This is a genomic window from Seohaeicola sp. (assembly GCF_048006315.1).
Lineage (GTDB): Bacteria > Pseudomonadota > Alphaproteobacteria > Rhodobacterales > Rhodobacteraceae > Seohaeicola.
In genome coordinates this window covers 3,577,517-3,597,564 of sequence record NZ_CP180350.1, presented here as the reverse complement: position 1 = coordinate 3,597,564, position 20,048 = coordinate 3,577,517, and the positions used below count along the sequence as shown (strand labels likewise).

Sequence of the window (20,048 nt, the reverse complement as noted above, 5' to 3'; positions counted from 1 at the left end):
CGGTGGCAGGCTAGGGCGATGCGCCACCCCCTGCCCTGACCCAGATCAAGCCGGCCCCGATCCCTCGCCACTGTCCCCGGCCTTTGTGGCAAGGCTTCGCCCGAAGTGCTGGCGCGCCCGGGCAAAGCTGGCCAGGCGCGCCTCGACAAGCGCATTCACGCTGCCTGCGGGATAGGCCCCGGCCCCATCCCGCACCCCGGCGGCGACACCGGTCAGGATCGCGATCCCCTCGTCGATCGTGGAGACCGGCAAGACATTGAACTGCCCGGCCTCGACCGCGGCCACGACATCGGCGCGCAGCATCAGATGGGGCACATTGCTGGCCGGGATCAGAACGCCTTGTTCGCCCGTCAGCCCGCGCGCGGCGCAGGTATCGAAGAAACCTTCGATCTTTTCGTTGACCCCACCGATGGCCTGCACCTGTCCCGCCTGGTTGACCGATCCCGTCACGGCAAGCCCTTGGCGGATCGGCAGGCCGGACAAGGCCGACAGCAGCGCGTAAAGCTCGGCCGATGAGGCGCTGTCGCCATCCACGCCGCCATAGCTTTGTTCAAACACAAGGCTCGCATGCAGTGAAAAGGGCATGTCCAGCGCATAGTTCGCCGCAAGATAGCCCGACAGGATCAGCACGCCCTTGGAATGCAGCGGCCCGCCCAGATCAACCTCGCGTTCGATATCCACCAGCTTGCCCGCGCCCATCCGCACCCGCGCCGTGATCCGCGACGGTCGGCCAAACCGGAAATCGCCGATCTGCGCCACGGACAGGCCGTTGATCTGGCCGGTCACCGACCCTTGCGTGTCGACCAGGATCGTGCCCCGCCTGATCGCCTCCTGCATTCGGTCGCGGATACGGCTGCGGCGCCGCTCTGCCTCGTCGAGGGCCAGTTCGATATCATCGACCGACACGGGCGCCGACGCATCCGCGCAATCCTGCCGGGTGCAGGCGTAATGTTCGGCCTCGCGCAGGATATCGGCTAGTGCGCCCAGATGGAGCGACAGTTTCTCGCTGTCCTCGGCGCGGCGCAGCGCCTCTTCCAGAAGACGCGCGACGGCGGCAGCTGTCAGGGGGCGCAAGCCCTCGCGCCGGATGAACGAGGCCAGCAACCGCGCGAAAAGCTGCGTATTCTCGGGCGTCAGCGCGAAATCTTCCTCGAAATCGGCCTGCAATTTGAAAAGCTCGGAAAAATCAGGGTCCAGCATGACCAGCAGCGCATGCAGCATCCGGTCACCCACCAGCACCACCCGCAGATCCAGCGGGATGGGATCGGGTTCCAGCGACAAGGTCTGCACCATGCTCAGCCGCTCCGCCAGCGAGGTGATGGCAATGGTCCGGTGCTGCAGACTGCGTTTCAGCGCCTCCCAGGCGAAGGGTTCGGACAGGACGCGCCGTGCGTCCAGTACCAGGAAACCGCCATTGGCACGGTGCAGCGCACCGGGGCGGATCAGCGTGAAATTGGTCATGAGCGCGCCCATATGGGCGATATTCTCGATCCGGCCCACAAGGCGATTGAGGGTCGGCAATTCCTCGGTTTCCAGTGGCGCACCGGCCGTATCGGCCTCGGGATGCGAGACCATCACGTTGATCACGTAGCGCCCGAATTGCGGCAGGCGGTGGATCTTGCGGATACCGGCGGGAAAGGGGCCATCGCGCCCCTGGGCATGGGCCTCGAGGAACAGTTCCGCGTTGCGGATCATGTCCTGCGCGACCTCGTCCAGGTAATGCTGCACGCTGTCGATCCCGGCGAACTGTGCCCGCGCCTCACCGATGCGGGCCCTGACCGCCTGTTCGGCCATGCTGGCATGCAAGGCGATGACCCGCTGGCGATGCGCCCGCACCAGTGCGGGCGTGCCCTCGATGATCGTGTTCAGCTCTTTCTGGAAGCGGGCGATCTTTTCCTCGATCCCGGCCTGCTCTTCGGGCGGCAGCTTGTCGAACGCCTCTTTCTCGATCACCTCGCCATCGCGGACGGCGGCCACCAGAAACCCCGAAGGCGTGTTCACAAGCCCCACATCCTCGGCCTTGGCGCGGGCGGCGAATTCCTGCATGCGGGCGCTGCCGGCCTCGGCGAATTCGGCCTCAAGCGCCTTGCGCCGCGCCTGGTAATCATCGGCCTCGAACAGGGCGGGGATCTCTGCGCCAAGATCGTCGACAAGGTCTTCCATCTCGGCCCTCAGACGCTGCGCCTCGCCCGAGGGCAGCTTGAGGGCGCGGGGCTTCTGTTCATCCTCGAAATTGTTGACATAGGCCCAGTCGCAGGGCACCGGCCGGTCGGCGGCCTCGCGCGCCAGCACCATCTGCACGGCGCTGTGCCGCCCCGTGCCGGGCGGCCCCACGACGAAAAGGTTGAAGCTGCGATGCCCGATCCTTGCTGCCAGCCGGATCGCCTGCATCGCGCGGTCCTGGCCGATCAAACCCTGCACGACCTCAAGCGTGTCGGTCGTCGCGAAGCCCAGTGTCGCGGGATCGATCCGGCGCCGCAACTGCGCGGGCGTCAGCCCCGCCGGATAGGCCCTGCCCTGTTCGTGCTCGCCATGCATCCGCCAATCCCCCAACCCCAGGCATACGGACGCCGGCACGCGGGGTGATGCTGCGCCCGAACGCGGGCAAACCCCAGGGCGACCGATACGCAACACATGATCTTGAACATATTCATTTCACCCGATCCGTCGATCAAGATCAACCTTGCCCTGCCTTGCCCTGCCTTGCCCTGCCTTGCGCAACCCCTTCGCGACAGGCAGGCGTTGATCAGACGGTCTGGTACTTGCGCGACAGGATCGCGCGCAGGATCGTCTCCAGCTCCTCGCGGCGGATCGGCTTGGGCAGATGCGCGTCAAAGCCTGCCGCGAAATACGAATCCACATCCTCGGTCATGACATTGGCGGTGACGGCAACCGCCATCGGCTTGACCCCCGGCTGACGGCTGTCGCCCTCGCGCAGGGTCATCAGGGTCTCGACCCCGTCCATGCCGGGCATCGAGATATCGATCAGATAGGCGTCGAAACGCTGCAGGCAGGCCAGGCGCACCGCCTCGTGACCGTCTTCGGCCATCACCGGGTCGATCCCGTCAAGCTGCAGAAGTGCCTGCAACACAAGCCGGTTGATCGGATCGTCATCGGCGCACAGGATCGACAGCTTGGCGCAACCGGTTTCCCAATCCGCGGCCGCGCCCGGTTGCGGCGCGGGACGCACCGCGGTCGGCGCATCCGGCAGCGGCAGATCGAGGGCAATGGTCGTGCCCTGCCCCGGACGGCTTTCGACACGGATCTGTCCGTTCATCGCATCGACCAGCATCTTGACGATGCTCATGCCAAGGCCGGTGCCGCCATACCGCCGCGTGGTTTCGGCAGCGCCCTGGTGAAACGGCAGGAACAGCGTGTTGATCTGATCCTGCGTCATCCCGATCCCGGTATCGCGAATGCTGATGGTGACCATGCCCGGTTCGGGGCGGGTCAGCGTCACCGCAATCTCGCCCGCGCGGGTGAATTTCAGCGCATTGCTCAACAGGTTGTGCAGTATCTGGCTGAGCCGGGTGGGATCGCCCATGATCGTGGGGAACTCTTGCGGCCTGATATCCAGGTGAAGGTTCACGGCCTTGCTGGCCGCCAGCCGCCGGTACTGTCCGGTTGCACTTTGCAGGACTTCCCGCACATCGATCGGCAGCGTTTCCAGCTGGACATGCCCGGCCTCGGCCTTCGAGAAATCCAGCACCTCGTTGGCGATGGACAGCAGCAGGTTGCCAGAGCTTTGCAACTCGGCCAGAAGCGCCGCCCCCTCGCCATCAGGCAGATGCGGCTTGAGCAGTTCGGACAGGCCAAGAATGCCGTTCAGCGGCGTGCGGATCTCGTGGTTCATCTGCGCGAAAAAGCGCGCGCGCTGGCGCGACATGGTTTCGGCCTGCATCCGCGCCTTCACCAGCTCTTCGTTCATCGCCGCCTCGCGCTGGATGATCAGCGCAAAACCCCAGGACATCGAGGCCGCCCCCAGGATGAAGGCGATGATCGCCGTCGATGCCGCAGCAAAACCGGCGCTGCCCGCATCCGCCAGCACGACGAGGCGCATCACATAGGCCAGCCCGATGATCGCGAAAGGCAGCCCCAGCAGCACATTGAGGAACCGATTCTCCATCCGCGACAACCGCATGATGTCCGAGGCGGCATAGAACGCCAGCAACGAGTTCACCAGCGACGCGCTGATCATCAGCAGCAGCGCGGTATCGGCGAAGATGGCCATAGCCACCTGCACAAGGCAAACGCCCCCCGACAGCACCGCAACCCGGCGCCAGTCGAGCGGGCGCAAGGCCGTGTGCCGGAATGCGCCATAGGCGCAGACAATCCCGAAATGCGCCCCCGTGATCACCAGCGTCGCAGTCAGCGCGAAGGGCAGCAGATTGACGGTCAGTACGCCCAGAACGGCCACAAGAAGGGAAACGGTGCTTGCCCCGTACCAGAGCGTCGCCTTGTGGAACTGATCGCTTGCCGTCCGCATCAGGTAGACCACAAGGGCAAGCGAGATCACTGAAAGCATCGCCGCCACGCTGACAAGAAGGCTGAGGTTCACGGCCATGGTTGCTCGACTCCTTCGTTTCCCGCGTCTCGGGCACCTGTCGCGGATCGGGCCACCCGCACTGGATCACGGAACGCAGCACCGTACCCCCGGTCCGGCCGCAAGGCGATGCGAGGGCACGATAGGACATGATTCCGGGAACTACCAGTTCGACAAACGCGCCCGAACACCACCTTTCGTTGCATGCCCCACCCGAAGGGCGGGACTGCGCGACAGGGGCCGGGTTCTATTGCCGGTCGTCGGTGCCCACCCACCAGGGCCGCACCACGCCCTCCACCCGCGCAGAGCGCCAGATCAGCCAGCTAACACCGACCAGATCGGGAATACCGGCCAGACCGCGCTGCCAGTTGCTGTAATGCGATTGACCCCATTCGCGCGGTGCGTGGCTGACCGGATAGCTGATGATGTCCCAGCCATCGCGCCGCATCAGCGCCGGCATGAAACGGTGCAGGTGCTTGAACCAGGGCAGGTCCAGGTAGGCCTGCCGCCAGAACACGCGCAACGCACAGCCGGAATCGCGGCATCCGTCGCGCAACAGAAACCCCCTGATCGCATTGGCAAAGCGCGAGGCAAGCCGCTTTGACAAGGTATCCTTGCGCTTGACCCTTTCGCCCTGCACCATGCCCACGCCCTCCGGCGCGTCGATGAACCGCTCGAACATGCCGCGCAGGTTTTCCGGCGGGTTCTGGCCATCGCCGTCCAGCGTCGCGATCACGGGTGCGCGCGCGGCACGAATGCCGCTGCGCAACGCCGCCGACTGCCCCCGCGACACCTTGTGTGTCACGATCCGCAGACGGCTCCATGCGGCTGCCATCTCGTTCAGCACCTCGGCGGTATTGTCGCCGGAGCCGTCGTTGACCACGATCACCTCGGCGTCGAAATCTTCGGCGATGGGGCGGATGCTGGCCACAAGGCCCGGCAGGTTGGCGGCTTCGTCATGGGCCGGGATCACGAAGGCAAGGCGGGGATCAGTCATTGTTTTTCCATGTTGGACCAGATGGCCCAGTCGTCGTTGCGGTAATAGATGATCTCGGCGGGCGGCCAGGACGGATGCACCGCATCCTTCGGGCGCCCAAGGATCAGGCCCTCGGGCGCGGCCGCGGCGAAGGCCGCGATGTCGTCCGGGGTGGTCAGGATCGTGAAAGGCTGTGTCAGCCGACCTGCAAAATGAAACTCGGAATGATAGAGGCTTGTGACGATCCCGATACGACCGTCGGCCGGCGCAATCCGTTCGGCAATCGCGCGCGGGGACATGACATCGGACGCCGGTCCCGCCAGATAGGCCAGATGAAGCGCCGTCAGGGCCACCGGGGCGGTCAGCCAGACAAGCTGCCCACGTCGCGCGATCAGCACGGCCCCGCCCAGCAGCACGGCCGCCGCAACGATCGCCGCCGGGATCGACACCATGCGCCCCGCCTCGTCGCCCAGAAGGCCCAACCCCATCAGGGGAAAGGCAAGACCCAGCAGCACCAGAACCGCCACAGCCCCCCAGGCACGGCCCAGCGCCTGTGGAAAGCGCCGCGCCAGCAGAATGGCCAGCCAGGGCGTTTCGGGCAGCAAATAGTTCAACTGCTTGCCGCTGATCAGGCTGAACAGCAGAAGCGGGCCAAGGATGGCGATCAGCAGCAGCTTCTCGGGCGCATCCAGCGGCAGTCGTTTCCAGAAACCCGGCATCCAGCCCCAGGGAAAGACCAGTACCGGGATCAGCGCCAGGTAATACCAGAAAGGTTGCGCATGGGCGAAACTGGCCACGGTGCGGCCTGCGGATTGGGTCCAGAGCACCGCCTCGCGGTAGTCCGGCCCACCAAGGATCAGCGCGGGCAGCAGCCAGACAAGGACAAGCCCCGCGCACACGGCCAGCGCCACGCCCGTGCCGCGCAGGGCGCGCGGGCCATACGGAGCCCACAGACGCAACAGCAACAGGGCGGGCAGCACATGCACGAAGATGACCGGCCCCTTGCTCATCAGGCCCAGCGCCATGGCCGCGCCCAGCAAGGCCCAGTCGCGGGTGCGATGCGCCTCTTGGGTGCCGATCTTCCACAGCTGGCCGATCGCCAGCACCACCGCCAGCGACAGCATCCCGTCGAAACCCGTTTCAAGGCCGAAGAACGCAAAACATCCAAAGGTCGCAAGGATCAGCATCGCGGCCGTGCCGGTCCGCCTGTCCAGCCCCATCAGGTCGCTGGTGCGTCCCGTGGCCCAGATCGTCGCCAGCGAAAAGGCGGGCGCCACCAGGCGGCCGGTGAATTCGCTCACCCCCGGTATCCAGACCAGGTTGATCAGCCAGAACAGCAGCGGCGGCTTGTGATCGTAGGGCAGCCCGTTCTTGAAGGGCACGATCCAATGATCGCCCAGCCGCATTTCCCACGCGACCGAAAGATAGCGCGTCTCGTCGATCGGCAGCAACGGCCGCAGCAAGACCCCCGAAATGACGAACAGAACGTAGCCCAGAAGTATCAGGCGACGGTCAGGCAGGGTCATTTTTGGGGCGGGATTTCGAAATCAGCATGAGGTTGCGAGTGTAGACCACAAGGCCAAAGGTCTGGCCCAGAATGAAGACCGGATCCTGACGCCAGATCGAATAGATCAGAAGCATCAAGCCGCCACCGATCGAAAACCACCAGAACATGATCGGCATGACGGAGGCTTTCGCGCGTTCGGAGGCAAGCCACTGTACGAGGAAGCGCGAGGTGAACAGGATCTGTCCGGTGAAACCCACGATCAGCATGGGAGAGAAGGCAAAGGCTGTCAAAGGGACGCTCCCCTGAATGTTGACCTGCCTGACAATAGCCAACCGTCAGACTACCGATCCGTTACCAGAGGCGTGTATTACATTCAATGGCATTAATCCTTTGCCCAGACCAGAGGCGCATTGCAGCCCACGGCGTGACCCGCACGTCATGCCCCGGCAGAAGGTGTGAACCCTGCCGCCACGGTGCGGCGCGGGCGTCACTTTCCGTAGTAATCCCGGAACCATGCCACGAATTTCGCGATACCGTCGCGGACATCGGTTTGCGGCCTGTAGCCCGTCAGCGCTTGCAACAGTTCGGCATTGGCCCATGTCGCAGGCACGTCACCGGCCTGCATCGGCATGTAATTGCGGATCGCCTTCTTGCCCAGGCAATCCTCGATCGCCTCGACGAAATCCAGCAGGCGCACCTTTTCGGAATTGCCGATGTTCACAACCCGGAACGGTGCGACGGGCGACAGGCTGTCGCCTGCGGCAATGTCATCCGCACGGACCGGGCGCGCAGGGATCGCGTCCATCAGCAGGCGGATCCCGCGCACCAGGTCATCGACATAGGTGAAATCGCGGTACATGTCGCCGTGGTTGTAGATGTCGATCGGCCGCCCATCGAGGATCGCATCCACGAATTTGAACAGCGCAAGGTCGGGCCTGCCCCATGGCCCGTAGACCGTGAAGAAGCGGAACATCGTGGTCGGCAGGTCATGCAGATGGGCATAGGCGTGACCCATGCTTTCATTTGCCTTTTTCGTGGCCGCATAGATCGTCAGCAGAAGGTCGGCCTTTTCCGTCTCGACGAAGGGCATCAGCTCGTTGCCGCCATAGACCGACGAGGTCGAAGCCATCAGCAGATGCTTCACCTGCAGGCGCCGCGCCGCCTCCATCACGTTGAAGGTGCCGATCACATTGGCATCTAGGTAGGCGCGCGGATTTTCCAGGCTGTAGCGCACACCGGCCTGCGCCGCCAGATGCACGATCATGTCGGGCTGGAACCGGTCGGCGACGCCATCGAACAGCGCCTGATCTTCCAGCAGGCCCTCGGTGGCCGTGAACTGACCGTTCTGCAACAGCATCGCGTGGCGGCGCTGCTTGAGGCGCACGTCATAGTAATCCGTCATGCCGTCATAGCCATGCACCACGAATCCTTCCGCCAGCAGCAGCTGCGCCAGGTGGAACCCGATGAAACCGGCCGTTCCCGTGATCAGGATTTTCTTGCTCATGCTCTGCGCCTTGCCTCTTGCCTGCGTGACCGCCGGTCAGCTGTCCTCGTCCAGAAAGCCCTGCCGCCCGACCGAGGCATAGGCGGTAAAACCGGCCTGTCTTGCGTCCTTGGGCGCGTAGACATTGCGCAGGTCGGCCATGTGCGGGGTCGCCATCTTGCGCGCGATCCGCTTGAGGTCGAGGGCGCGGAATTCGTTCCATTCGGTCAGCAGCACCATCAGGTCCGCATTCTGCACCGCCTTGTAGACGTCGTCCTGCCAGTTCACGCCGGGCAGCAGCGCCTCGCCCTCGCGGCGGCCTTGGGGATCGACCACCCGCACCTTCGCCCCGCCCCCCACCATGGCGGGGATGATCGTCAGGCTGGGCGCATCGCGCATGTCATCGGTATTGGGCTTGAAGGTCGCGCCAAGCACGGTCACCGTCTTGCCGTTGAAGCTGCCGCCGCACAGGTCCAGCAGCTTGTCGATCATCCGGCGCTTGATCTCTTCATTGACCTTGATCACCGTCTCGGTGATCTGCATGGGCATCGAATGATCCTGCCCGATCCGCGCCAGCGCCACGGTATCCTTGGGAAAGCAGGACCCGCCATAGCCGGGCCCCGCATGCAGGAACTTGTTGCCGATCCGCCCGTCCAGGCCGATGCCGCGGGCAACTTCCTTGATGTCGCCGCCGACCCTCTCGCACAGGGCCGCGATCTCGTTGATGAAGGTGATCTTGGTCGCCAGAAAGGCATTGGCCGCGTATTTAATCATCTCGGCGCTTTCCAGATCGGTGGTCACGATGGGAAAGTCGCGCAGGTAAAGCGGTCGGTAGATCCCCGCCATGACCTCGGCGGCGCGGTCGGACTGCACCCCCACGACCACGCGGTCAGGCTTCATGAAATCCTCGATCGCCGCGCCCTCGCGCAGGAATTCCGGGTTCGAGGCGACATCGAAGTCAAGCGCGGGATTGGCCTTGCGGATCAACTGCTTGAGGTGGCGGTTGGTGCCCACCGGCACCGTCGATTTGGTGACGATCACAACATAATCGGTGGCGGCGCGCGCCACATCCTCGGCCGCGGCATGGACATAGGACAGATCCGCGTGGCCATCGCCGCGCCGCGTCGGTGTGCCCACCGCGATGAACACCGCATCCGCGCCCTGCACCGCCTCGGCGAGGTCCTGCGTGAAACGCAGGCGCCCCGCCTCGACATTCTTGACCATGAGCGCATCAAGACCCGGCTCGAAGATCGGCACGACCCCCGCGTTCAGCTTGGCGATCTTCGCAGGGTCCTTGTCGACACAGACGACATCATGGCCGAAATCCGAAAAGCAGACCCCCGAGACCAAACCGACATAGCCCGTTCCGATCATAGCGATTTTCATTCAAAGACTTCCCTACCAACATGACGTTTCTGTTTTGCGACGCGCCGGAACGCGTCGGATACCTGTCTGACAGCAGGGTTATTGCATCTTGTCCCCATGGTCCATCGGCAGGGTGCAAAACCGGGGGATTATGCCGGCCCCTGCCCGCCTTGCGCATGCGGCCCCTTGCCGAAACTGGTGCCCGCGGCCGGACTCGAACCGGCACGGCCTTGCGGCCTGAAGATTTTAAGTCTCCTGTGTCTACCATTCCACCACGCGGGCGCGCGGGACGAACGGCGCGACAATAGTCACTGGCGGAGCGGTGTAAAGCCGTGCAGGTGCCAGGCTGCGGCCCCGGACAGGACAGCTTGACGCGCCCCCGAAAACGCCGGATCGTGGCGGCATGTTCCCGATCCGCGATCACAACCCGTCCCAAAAGACGCCCTATGTCACCTACGCGCTGATCGTGGTGAACGTGCTGGTCTTTGTCAGCTACTGGGACATGTTTTCGAACCCGCGCGCGCTGAACGCCCTGTTCGGGGCCTTCGCCATGACCCCGGCCGCAATCACCTCGGGCAGCGACTGGCATACGCTCGTGACCTCGATGTTCATGCATGGCGGGCTGATGCACCTCGCAGGCAACATGCTGTTTCTCTACATCTTCGGCGACAACCTCGAGGAAGAGCTGGGCCATGTCCGCTACCTGGGTTTCTACCTAGTCTCGGGCCTGCTGGCCGCCCTTGCGCATGTGCTGTCATCCCCCTTCTCGACCGTCCCGCTGGTGGGCGCCTCGGGCGCCATCGCCGGGGTGATGGGGGGCTACCTGCTGCTCTTTCCCAAGGCGCGGGTGGATGTGCTCTTCATCTTCATCATCTTCTTCAAGATCTTCCCGATCCCGGCCTGGGTCATGCTGGGCGTGTGGTTCGGCCTGCAACTGTTCAACGGCATGGGCGTCGATGCGCAGGCGGGTGGCGTGGCCTACTGGGCCCATGCGGGCGGCTTCATCGTGGGCATGGTCCTGCTTTTGCCCTTCTGGGTGAACCGCGGCGGGCCAGCCTTCTGGCGCCGCACGGCAGGGCACCCGCCCCATCCCGAGGCGCAGTACCGCACCGTCAGAACCGCCATTCCCCGCGCGGGCCAGCGCAAGAACGGCGCGACGGATGCCGCAACACCGGCGCGCAGCCTGACAGACATTCCGCGCAGCGGACGGCCCCGCCGATGAACACCCCGCAAACCACCCCGGCCCACCGCCTGACCTGCCATTGCGGCGCGGTCGAACTGGCCGTGCAGCTGTCCGACGGGCTGGCCACGGCGCGGCGCTGCGACTGTTCCTTCTGCCGCAGACGCGGGGCCATCGCCGTTTCGGCACCTCTGGACGGGATCAGGATCGTCAGGGGCGCCGAGAACCTGACCCTCTATCAATGGGGAACGGGGGCGGCAAAGCACTGGTTCTGCAAGACCTGCGGCATCTACACCCATCACCAGCGCCGGTCGAACCCCAACCAATACGGTGTCAACGCTGCATGTCTTGAGGGGGTGAACCCGCGCGATCTTGACCCGGTGCCGTGGATGGACGGGGTCAATCACCCCTCGGACCGCAAACCGGGCTAGGCGTCAGTCCTTGACCATCTTCATGATGATGCAGGTCGTGGTGCCGGTGGCGTAAAGCTTGCCATCCTCGACGCCGCGAATCTCGCCCTCGGCCACGCCGGTCGACCGGCCCGCGTGCTGCACCCGGCCCGTGGCGCGCACCATCGTCCCGATGGGGATCGGGCGGATGATGCTGACCTTGTATTCAAGCGTGGTATAGACCGACCCGCGCGGCACCTTGGTCATCACGGCGCAGGCCATGCAACTGTCCAGAACCGTGCCGTACCAGCCGCCATGCACCGTACCCATCGGGTTCGTATGCTCGAAGAGCGGCGCACCCACAAAGACCACCTCGCCGTCGGCCACGCTTTCGGGGCGGTAATTCAGCGTGGCACCGATGGGCGGCCCGGCCAGTTGGCCCGCCATCATGTCCTGCATGAATTCCAGACCCGAGCGCGACAGCATCTCCTCGGGGGTGGCCAGTTCCTCGGGCCGTGTGGCGATGCGGCGTTCCTGCATGTCTGTCTCCCTGATCTGCGCGCAAGACTGGCGCGCAGCGCCGGGACAGGCAAGAGGCTGTTACGCAACGTTCTCCAGTTGCACCTTGGGCGTGACGCCCAGCGCATGGCAGACATCGCGTGTCAGTTCGGGGCGGTTCAGCGTGTAGAAATGCAGGTTCTCCACCCCACCTTCGATCAGTTCGCTGCACATCTCGGTGCAGAGCGCCGTGGCCAGAAGGTCCTGCCGCCCGTCGCGGATCGCCTTGTCGAAGGCATCGTCCAGCCATGCCGGAACCGAGGTGCCGCAGCGCAGGGCGAACTTGCGCGCACCGACCCAGTTCTCGATCGGCAGGATGCCCGGCGTGATCGGCGCCGTGATCCCGGCCTTGGCGCAGGCATCGCGGAAACGGAAAAACGTATCGGCCTCGAAGAAGAACTGCGTCAGCGCCTCGGTCGCGCCCGCATCCAGCTTGCGCTTGAGCCAGTCGACATCGGCGGCGGTATTGGCCGCCTCGGGATGCGCTTCGGGATAGGCGCCGACGCGAATGGTGAACTTGCCGGTGCCGGCCAGCGCCTCGATCAGCTCCACGCTCGACGCGAAGCCATCGGGATGCGCCTCGAAGCCCGCGCTGCCCTTGGGCGGATCGCCCCGCAGGGCCACGATCTCGGACACGCCGGCGGCTGCAAAGCTGTCGGCAATCGCCAGCGTCTCTTCGCGGCTGGCATTCACGCAGGTCAGATGCGCCGCCACGTTCAACCCGCTGGCCTTGTGCAGCGTCGCCACCGCATCGCGCGTCAGATCACGTGTCGTGCCCCCCGCGCCATAGGTCACCGACACGAAGCGCGGCCCCAGGGGCGCCAGCACCTGCACCGTATCCCACAGACGAAACGACGCCTCAAGGTTCTGGGGCGGGAAGAATTCGAAGGAAACGGAGGGCGTGGTCATGACATGAAATCCTGTACTGGGTTGTCCCCTTGTCGCAAACCCTCATATGTGAGACAACTTCATAATTCTCAAGGTCATCATGAGGACCACCACATAATGCATATCGAGTTCCGCCATCTGCGTACCATCAAGGCGATCCATGAGGCGGGCGGCCTTGGCCGGGCCGCCGACCTTCTGAACATCACGCAATCGGCGCTCAGCCATCAGATCAAGGGGCTTGAGGATCAGGCGGGGGTGGAGCTTTTCGTGCGCCGCTCGAAACCGCTGAAACTGTCGGCGGCAGGGATGCGCCTGCTGCGCGCCGCCGAACGTATCCTGCCCGAAGTGGCTGCCTTGGAAGAGGAATTCAGCGGCCTGCGCGAGGGCAAGGCGGGGCGGCTGCATATCGCCATCGAATGCCACGCCTGTTTCGAATGGCTGTTCCCGGTGCTCGAGAATTTCCGCAAGACATGGGGCGATGTAGATGTGGATATCCGTCCCGGCCTTGCCTTCGATGCCCTGCCCGCCCTGATGAAGGAAGAGGTCGATCTTGTCGTCTCCTCCGACCCCGAGGACCTGCCCGGCATCTCTTTCGAGCCGCTGTTCGATTATGCGCCGGTCTTCGTGGCCTCGGCCCAGCATCCGCTGGCGCAGAAGCCATGGATCGACGCCGAGGATTTTCGCGGCCAGACGCTGATCACCTATCCGGTGGAACGGTCGCGCCTTGATATCTTCAGCCAGTTGCTGACCCCGGCCAAGGTGGAACCCGCCCAGATCCGGCAGGCCGAACTGACCGCGGTGATCCTGCTGCTGGTCGCCTCGAACCGCGGGGTCGCGGTCCTGCCCGACTGGGTGGTGCGCGAGGTCAAGTATTCGTCCGATTACGTGACGCGCCCCCTGACCGAAAAGGGGATCACCCGCCGCCTTTATGCCGCCGTGCGGACCGAGGATCTGGAAAAGCCCTATATGTCAGGCCTGATCAAGCTGGCAGGCGAAGAAGCGCGGCGCTTGCAGGCGGCGTGAGGCGGCGCGCCGCCCGCCTCATACACCCCGCGCTGAACCTAAGGTGCGCAGCACCGCCGCGCGGGGCGCTTGGGGTGAGGGTTGCTCATTTGATCCAATGAGCGGTGGGGCCTGCCGACACGCGGGGTGGCGATCTAACCCCTGCGTGGCGCGGTTTATGGTCGCCCGGTCTTCGGGCCTCTGTTCCTCGCGCAACGGTCGCAAAATCGCCGCCCCGTCGGGGCGTGTCGGCGATCGCGCGGCGGCCTTCGGCCTTGCTTCCGCGCGGGGGGAAACCAATACGGGGCCAGCGCATCGCGCCAGCCCCGCTTCGCAACCATCAGACGGATCAGGCCGAAAGCTTGGCCGTCATCTCGACCAGGCGCCTGGCCTGATGCGCCACGGCGGCGCGGCCCTTGTCGTCCAATGCGCCCGCATTGGTCGAGAAACCGTAGGGGTTGCCGCCTGCTTCGGCCACGGATGCATCGGTGAAACCGGGTGCCACGATCACCGCCCCCCAATGCATCGCGGTGGTGTAAAGCCCCAGGATCGTGCTTTCCTGCCCGCCATGGGCATTTTGCGCGCTGGTGGCCGCCGTAAAGGTCTTGTTGGCCAGCTTGCCTGCAAACCAGAGCCCACCCAGCGTGTCGATGAAGGCGCGCATCTGGTTGGCCGCCGCGCCATAGCGGGTCGGCGAGATGAAGAAATAGCCATTGGCCCATTCCATGTCGTCATGGCTGACCTCGGGGATGTCCTGCACCTTGTCCAGTTGCGCTTTCCACGCCTCCTGCCCGGCGACAACCTCGGCTGGGGCGGTTTCGGCGATGCGGCGCAGGCGCACCTCGGCGCCGGCGGCGCGGGCGGCTTCGGCGGCGGCAACAGCCACCTGATGATTGGTGCCATAGGTCGAATAGAAGACGATGGCGATACGGGCTTGGGTCATGCGAGGGGCTCCTGAGGGGAATGTCTGGATCGCGCCATGCGATCTGGCGCTTGATCCGCCATATATGCCGCCGCCATCGCGCCGTCCTTTGCGCCGCAACGCAGCCCCTGTGCGCAATTTCGCAAGCCGCACACCCGGGCCGTTCTACCCTTGGCAAGCGCCCCCCCAGCGCGTATACGCGCGGCCTGACAGACAGGAGCCGGACGATGCAAGGCAGCGCAAATCTCAACATCATGATCAAGGCCGCACGCAAGGCGGGTCGGTCGCTGGTCAAGGATTTCCGCGAGGTCGAGAACCTCCAGGTCTCGATGAAAGGTGCGGGCGATTTCGTCAGCCGCGCCGATCTGGCCGCCGAGAAGATCCTCAAGGATGAACTGCTGGGCGCGCGCCCGACCTATGGCTGGCTGGCCGAGGAAGGCGGCGAGATCGCGGGACAGGATCCAACCCGCCGCTGGATCGTCGATCCGCTGGACGGCACCACCAACTTTCTGCACGGCCTGCCGCATTGGGCGATCTCGATTGCGCTGGAGCACAAGGGACAGATCGTGTCCGCCGTGGTCTTCGACGCCGCCAAGGACGAGATGTTCTATGCCGAAAAAGGCAGCGGCGCCTGGATGAACGATTCCCAGCGCCTGCGCGTGTCGGGCCGCAACAAGATGATCGAGGCGATCTTTGCCACCGGCATTCCCTATGCCGGCAAGCGCACCCTGCCCGCCACCCTGCAGGATCTGGCCCGGCTGATGCCCGAATGCGCGGGCGTGCGCCGCTGGGGGGCTGCCGCACTGGACCTGGCCTATGTGGCCGCAGGTCGATACGACGGTTTCTGGGAACGCGAACTGCAACCTTGGGACCTGGCCGCAGGCATGCTGATCGCCACCGAGGCGGGCGCGCTGGTCGGCCCGATCCGCGACGGCCATGACCCGGTGGAACATGGCGATATCGTCGCCGCGAACGGCGCGCTGTTCGACCATTTCGCAGGCATCATCCGCGCGCGCCCCTGAGGGCGCCCGCGCGGCCGGATCACTCCGCCGCCATGCGCCCCTGTGCGTTCAGCAGCATCCACACCCTGTGCGGGGTAAAGGGCATGTCGGCCCGCCGCACGCCCGCATCCCACAGCGCATCCAGCACCGCATTGGCCGTGGCGGCCATCGCCCCCACGGTGCCCGCCTCGCCGCAGCCTTTCATCCCCATCGGGTTGGCCGTCGAAGGCACCGGCTCCGTCTCGAACACGAACATCGGCAGATCATCGGCGCGCGGCATCGCGTAATCCATGAACGTGGCCGTAAGAAGCTGCCCATCCGCGTCATAGACGACATGTTCCGTCAGCGCCTGCCCGATGCCCTGCGCCACCCCGCCATGCACCTGACCTTCGGCCAGTACCGGGTTGATAAGATTCCCGAAATCGTCAACCACGCTGTAACGGTCCACCCGCACCACGCCGGTATCGGGGTCCACCTCGACCTCGGCCACATGCGCGCCATTGGGATAGGACCGCCCCGGCAGGGTCGCGCGCGCCTCATGCACCAGCAGGTCCGCGCGACCATCGGCGGCGGCCATCTCGGCCACCTCAAGCACCGTGGGCGTCAGGTTCGACCCCGGCGCGCGGAAGCGTTCATCATCAAAGCTGATGGCATCAGGTTCAACGCCCATCTTGTCGGCCAGATAGGGGCGAAGCGCCGCCATCATCACATCGACCATGGCCAGCGTGGCATTGGCCTGAGTCGTGACCGAACGTGACCCGCCCGTGCCGCCGCCCTGCGCGATCAGATCGCTGTCGCCCTGCACCACGCTGATCATATCGGCGGGAATGCCGGTCTGATCCGACAGGAACTGCGCATAGACGGTCTCGTGCCCCTGGCCGTTGCTTTGGGTGCCCACATAGATCGTGGCGGTCATCCGGCCCTGATCGTCGGTGGCAAATTCCACCTTCGCCCCTTCCGAGGGATCGCCCAGGATGCTTTCGATGTAATAGCAAAGACCCATCCCGCGCAGCTTGCCGCGCGCGGCACTGGCCGCCTTGCGCGCGGCGAAACCGGCCCGATCGGCGGTGCGCTCGGCATGGGCCAGCACGCGGGCGAAATCGCCCACGTCATAGGTCTCGCCCGTGGCGCTGACATAGGGAAAGCGGTCGACGGGGATGAAATTGCGCCGCCGCAACTCCCAGCCATCCACGCCCAGCTCGCGCGCGGCCATGTCCATCGCGCGCTCCAGCACATAGATCGCCTCGGGCCGCCCCGCGCCGCGATAGGCATCGACCTGCGTGGTGTTGGTGTAATAGCCCTCGACATGCAGATAGGTCGCCTGCACGTCATAGACCCCCATCAGCACCTTGGAAAAAAGATCGGTCTGGATCGGCTGGCCGAACTGGCTGTTGTAGGCGCCAAGGTTGCAGCGCGTCTCGACCCGGTAGGCCAGTATCTTGTGGTCCGCATCAAAGGCCAGCGCCACGTCATGCACCAGGTCGCGGCCCGCGTTGTCCGACAGCATCGCCTCGGTGCGTTCCGACATCCAGCGCACGGGACGGTCCAGCACCCGCGCCGCATGGGCCACGGCAAAGGACTCGGGATAGCTCATGGATTTCATGCCGAATCCGCCGCCCACATCGGGGTTGGTGACGCGGATCTGTTCGGGCGACAGGCCAAGGATCTCGGACAGATGGCGCTTGATCACCCAGACCCCCTGCCCGTTCACCGCCAGATGCAACCGCCCGTCCTGCCATTCGGCAAAACAGCCGCGCGGCTCCATTGCATTGACGATGATGCGGTTATCCTCGACCTCAAGTCGCACCACGCGGGCAGCCGCGGCAAAGGCGGCATCACAGGCCGCCTCGTCCCCCTTGCACCAGTCAAAGGCGCGGTTGTCGGACGCCTCGTCATGAAGCGCCTCGCCCCCCGGCGCCAGATCCAGCTTGGCGGGCAGATCGTCGCAATCCAGCGCGATCAGCTCTGCCGCATCGCGCGCCTGTGCGGCGGTCTCGGCGATGATCACGGCAATCGGCTCGCCCACGAACCGCAACTTGCCCTCGGCCAGAATGGGCCGCTTGGGCGCCGCCGCCTTCGTGCCATCGCGGTTCGTCAGCACGGTTGCCACCAGCCCCTTGGTGATCCCTGCCGCCGCCAGGTCATCGGCGGTGATCACCAGGTGCACCCCCTCGGCCGCGCGCGCGGCCTCCACATCCAGCCCGGTGATCACGGCATGGGCCACGGGCGAGCGGAAGACAAAGGCCTGCAAGGCATCCTCGGGGGCAATATCATCGACATAGCGCCCCTGCCCGGTCAGAAATCGCAGATCCTCGACCCGCTTGACCGGTTGACTTTTCCCGAACTTTTCCATGGCGCAATCCCCGCTTTGACTGGCCTCGAACCTAGCGGACAACGCGCCAGTGTCCAGAGGACGCGCCCGTGGCAGGCCCGGCAAGGTCGCGTATTTCCGGCAAGATCAACGAACAGGCCGCGCCCAGCTTCTTCTTGCCTCAAATATCCATGTCCACATCAGCCCGCAAAACCGGCGACCGTCACCATGGCGCAGGGGCCATATCCGTTGAAACGCGTGGCGATGGCATGGGAATAGGCCCCCATGCCGGCAAAGATCAGGTAATCCTCCTCGGCCATGTCCGCGGGCAGCAGCACGGGTTCTGGCAACCGGTCGATGCTGTCGCAGGTCGGCCCGAAAACGACCCGGGCCATGCCCGCCCCCTGCCGCGCCGCGCCCTCGGGGCTGATCACCCGGATACGGTCATGGGCGGCGATGTCGCGCCATTCCGCCAGCGCGCCATAGATGCCGTCGTTCAGATAGACCGCCGCGCCCCGCAGGCTTTTGACCCGCGCGCCCAGCTGGCAGGCCTCGGCCACCATGGCGCGGCCCGGCTCGCAGACCAGCGCGGGCGCGTCAGGGCCAAAGGCGGCGCGAACCTCGGCCCCGATCCGGGCAAAGACCGCCTCCAGATCCGGCGCGACACCACGATGCGCGGCAAAACCGCCCCCCACGTTCAGCCGCGCCAGCCGCACACCCGCCCGCGCCGCCACATCGGCACAGGCCCGGATATAGCCGGCCCAGACGCCCGCATCGCCGCATTGCGTGCCGGGATGAAACGTCATCGCAGGCTTGAAGCCCATGGCCGCCACCTGGCGCAGCAAGGCCGCCGCCTGATCCGGCCCCGCGCCGAACTTGGCCCCGAAATCATAGGCCGCGCCCTTGATCGGCAGCGCCAGCCTGACCGCCACCTCGACCCCGCGCGGCAAATCGGCCAGCTTGTCCAGCTCCCCCGCACAATCGACCGAGGCCGAGGCAATGCCCATCCCCGCCGCCTGCGCCACCTCGGCCCGCGACCGCACAGGGTTGTTGTAATGCAGCACCGCATCGGGGCAGACCCCGCGCACCGCCTCCATCTCGGGGACCGAGGCCACGTCGAAGGCCCGCACCCCGGCGGTCACAAGGTTCTCCAGCACCGCGCGCGCCGGGTTGGCCTTGACCGCATAGGTCACAAGCCCCGGAAACCCGGCCTGAAACCGCCGCGCCATGCGGCTGATCTCGGCCGGACACAGGTAAAGCTGTGCCGTATCGGGCTGCATCTTGCGCAGATGGTCGTCGGGTGTGGACCAGATCGGATCGGATTTCATGGCGCTGCCTCAGGATTGGTGTTTTGGCCCAGTCTGCGGTGTGATCCTGTCGATTCATGTTGTCACTTGTTGCATTCTGTCTTGCATGGCTGTCATATCGTCAGCATGAGCATACAGATAGACGATATGGATCGCGCCCTTCTGGCGCTGCTGGCTGAAAACGCCCGCCTGCCCGTGGCGACGCTGGCCCGCAGGCTGGGGCTGGCACGCAGCACTGCGCAGGCGCGGCTGGACCGGCTGGAACAGTCGGGCGTGATCGCGGGCTACGCGCTGCGCCTGGGCCAGGCCGCGCGCCCGGCCCTGCGCGCCACGGCACTGTTGCAGATCGAACCACGCAGCGGCCCCACGGTGCTGGCGCGGCTCAAGTCGCTGCCGCAGGTCACCCGCGTCAACACCACCTCGGGCCGGTTCGACCTGATCGTCGAGGTGACGGCCCGCAATACCGAAGAACTGGATGAAACCCTCGATCGCATCATCGAGGCGAAGGGCGTGCGCTCTTCCGAAAGCCTGATCCACCTGTCGACCAAGCTGGACCGGATCTGACAGGCACCGCAGCCCTTCCCCTTTCCCCCTCAATTCGCTAGAGGGTCTGCGA

At 65.2% G+C, this 20,048-nt stretch carries 17 protein-coding genes and 1 tRNA gene; 5 read left to right on the top strand and 13 right to left on the bottom strand.

Features of this window, described 5'->3' with window-relative positions; all coding sequences use genetic code 11:
- Positions 1-45: 45 nt before the first annotated feature.
- From ACMUJL_RS17840 to ACMUJL_RS17805, 8 genes are all read right to left on the bottom strand, one after another.
- The gene (locus ACMUJL_RS17840) at positions 46-2,538 is read right to left on the bottom strand and encodes a Lon protease family protein (protein WP_375572029.1); all 2,493 of its coding nucleotides are present in this window, start codon (positions 2,536-2,538) and stop codon (positions 46-48) included.
- Positions 2,539-2,746: 208 nt separating this feature from the next.
- Positions 2,747-4,564, bottom strand: a complete 1,818-nt coding sequence (locus ACMUJL_RS17835; protein WP_375572031.1) for an ATP-binding protein — start codon at positions 4,562-4,564, stop codon at positions 2,747-2,749.
- Between the two features lie 226 nt (positions 4,565-4,790).
- Entirely contained in the window at positions 4,791-5,540 is a 750-nt protein-coding gene (locus ACMUJL_RS17830) for a glycosyltransferase family 2 protein (protein ID WP_068289369.1), read from the bottom strand.
- Positions 5,537-7,045 carry an ArnT family glycosyltransferase gene (locus ACMUJL_RS17825; RefSeq protein WP_375572033.1) on the bottom strand — a complete coding sequence of 503 codons (1,509 nt, stop codon included), beginning with the start codon at positions 7,043-7,045 and terminating at the stop codon, positions 5,537-5,539. Before ACMUJL_RS17825 ends, ACMUJL_RS17830 begins: the two co-directional genes overlap by 4 nt.
- On the bottom strand, positions 7,032-7,316 hold the full coding sequence (locus tag ACMUJL_RS17820) for a lipid-A-disaccharide synthase N-terminal domain-containing protein (protein WP_375572035.1): 285 nt from the start codon (positions 7,314-7,316) through the stop codon (positions 7,032-7,034). Before ACMUJL_RS17820 ends, ACMUJL_RS17825 begins: the two co-directional genes overlap by 14 nt.
- A 197-nt stretch (positions 7,317-7,513) precedes the next feature.
- Positions 7,514-8,530, bottom strand: a complete 1,017-nt coding sequence (locus ACMUJL_RS17815) for an NAD-dependent epimerase/dehydratase family protein (RefSeq protein WP_375572037.1) — start codon at positions 8,528-8,530, stop codon at positions 7,514-7,516.
- Between the two features lie 36 nt (positions 8,531-8,566).
- Positions 8,567-9,895: a UDP-glucose dehydrogenase family protein gene (locus ACMUJL_RS17810; protein WP_375572039.1), complete on the bottom strand. Its 1,329-nt coding sequence runs from the start codon at positions 9,893-9,895 to the stop codon at positions 8,567-8,569.
- A 175-nt stretch (positions 9,896-10,070) separates the two neighbouring features.
- Positions 10,071-10,156, bottom strand: a tRNA-Leu gene (locus tag ACMUJL_RS17805).
- A gap of 121 nt (positions 10,157-10,277) precedes the next feature.
- Between ACMUJL_RS17805 and ACMUJL_RS17800 the strand changes: the two genes are divergently transcribed.
- Both ACMUJL_RS17800 and ACMUJL_RS17795 read left to right on the top strand, forming a co-directional pair.
- Positions 10,278-11,096 carry a rhomboid family intramembrane serine protease gene (locus ACMUJL_RS17800; RefSeq protein ID WP_375572041.1) on the top strand — a complete coding sequence of 273 codons (819 nt, stop codon included), beginning with the start codon at positions 10,278-10,280 and terminating at the stop codon, positions 11,094-11,096.
- Positions 11,093-11,485 (top strand): GFA family protein, encoded by a 393-nt coding sequence (locus ACMUJL_RS17795; RefSeq protein WP_375572043.1) that lies wholly within the window; start codon positions 11,093-11,095, stop codon positions 11,483-11,485. The genes ACMUJL_RS17800 and ACMUJL_RS17795 overlap by 4 nt, the downstream gene beginning before the upstream one ends.
- 3 nt (positions 11,486-11,488) lie before the next feature.
- On the opposite strand, the gene ACMUJL_RS17790 is transcribed toward ACMUJL_RS17795, so the two are convergent.
- Together ACMUJL_RS17790 and metF are read right to left on the bottom strand one after the other, a co-directional pair.
- Complete coding sequence (locus tag ACMUJL_RS17790) at positions 11,489-11,983, bottom strand: PaaI family thioesterase (protein WP_375572045.1); 495 nt, start codon at positions 11,981-11,983, stop codon at positions 11,489-11,491.
- Between the two features lie 60 nt (positions 11,984-12,043).
- Positions 12,044-12,910 carry a methylenetetrahydrofolate reductase [NAD(P)H] gene (gene metF / locus ACMUJL_RS17785; RefSeq protein ID WP_375572047.1) on the bottom strand — a complete coding sequence of 289 codons (867 nt, stop codon included), beginning with the start codon at positions 12,908-12,910 and terminating at the stop codon, positions 12,044-12,046.
- A 96-nt stretch (positions 12,911-13,006) separates the two neighbouring features.
- Here metF and ACMUJL_RS17780 point away from each other — a divergent pair, with 96 nt between their 5' ends.
- Positions 13,007-13,912: a LysR family transcriptional regulator gene (locus tag ACMUJL_RS17780; protein ID WP_375572049.1), complete on the top strand. Its 906-nt coding sequence runs from the start codon at positions 13,007-13,009 to the stop codon at positions 13,910-13,912.
- A 328-nt stretch (positions 13,913-14,240) separates the two neighbouring features.
- Here ACMUJL_RS17780 and ACMUJL_RS17775 read toward each other — a convergent pair whose 3' ends face one another.
- Complete coding sequence (locus tag ACMUJL_RS17775; RefSeq protein WP_375572051.1) at positions 14,241-14,834, bottom strand: NAD(P)H-dependent oxidoreductase; 594 nt, start codon at positions 14,832-14,834, stop codon at positions 14,241-14,243.
- Positions 14,835-15,040: 206 nt separating this feature from the next.
- Here ACMUJL_RS17775 and ACMUJL_RS17770 point away from each other — a divergent pair, with 206 nt between their 5' ends.
- Positions 15,041-15,835, top strand: a complete 795-nt coding sequence (locus tag ACMUJL_RS17770; protein ID WP_068289339.1) for an inositol monophosphatase family protein — start codon at positions 15,041-15,043, stop codon at positions 15,833-15,835.
- 19 nt (positions 15,836-15,854) lie between these two features.
- Here the strand turns inward: ACMUJL_RS17770 and ACMUJL_RS17765 are convergent, their stop codons facing one another.
- The gene (locus ACMUJL_RS17765) at positions 15,855-18,167 is read right to left on the bottom strand and encodes a xanthine dehydrogenase family protein molybdopterin-binding subunit (protein ID WP_375572053.1); all 2,313 of its coding nucleotides are present in this window, start codon (positions 18,165-18,167) and stop codon (positions 15,855-15,857) included.
- Positions 18,168-18,325: 158 nt separating this feature from the next.
- Positions 18,326-19,453, bottom strand: coding sequence for a type III PLP-dependent enzyme (locus ACMUJL_RS17760; RefSeq protein ID WP_375572055.1), 1,128 nt, complete (start codon positions 19,451-19,453; stop codon positions 18,326-18,328).
- A 111-nt stretch (positions 19,454-19,564) separates the two neighbouring features.
- Between ACMUJL_RS17760 and ACMUJL_RS17755 the strand changes: the two genes are divergently transcribed.
- Positions 19,565-19,996: an Lrp/AsnC family transcriptional regulator gene (locus ACMUJL_RS17755; protein WP_375573840.1), complete on the top strand. Its 432-nt coding sequence runs from the start codon at positions 19,565-19,567 to the stop codon at positions 19,994-19,996.
- Positions 19,997-20,048 lie beyond the last annotated feature (52 nt).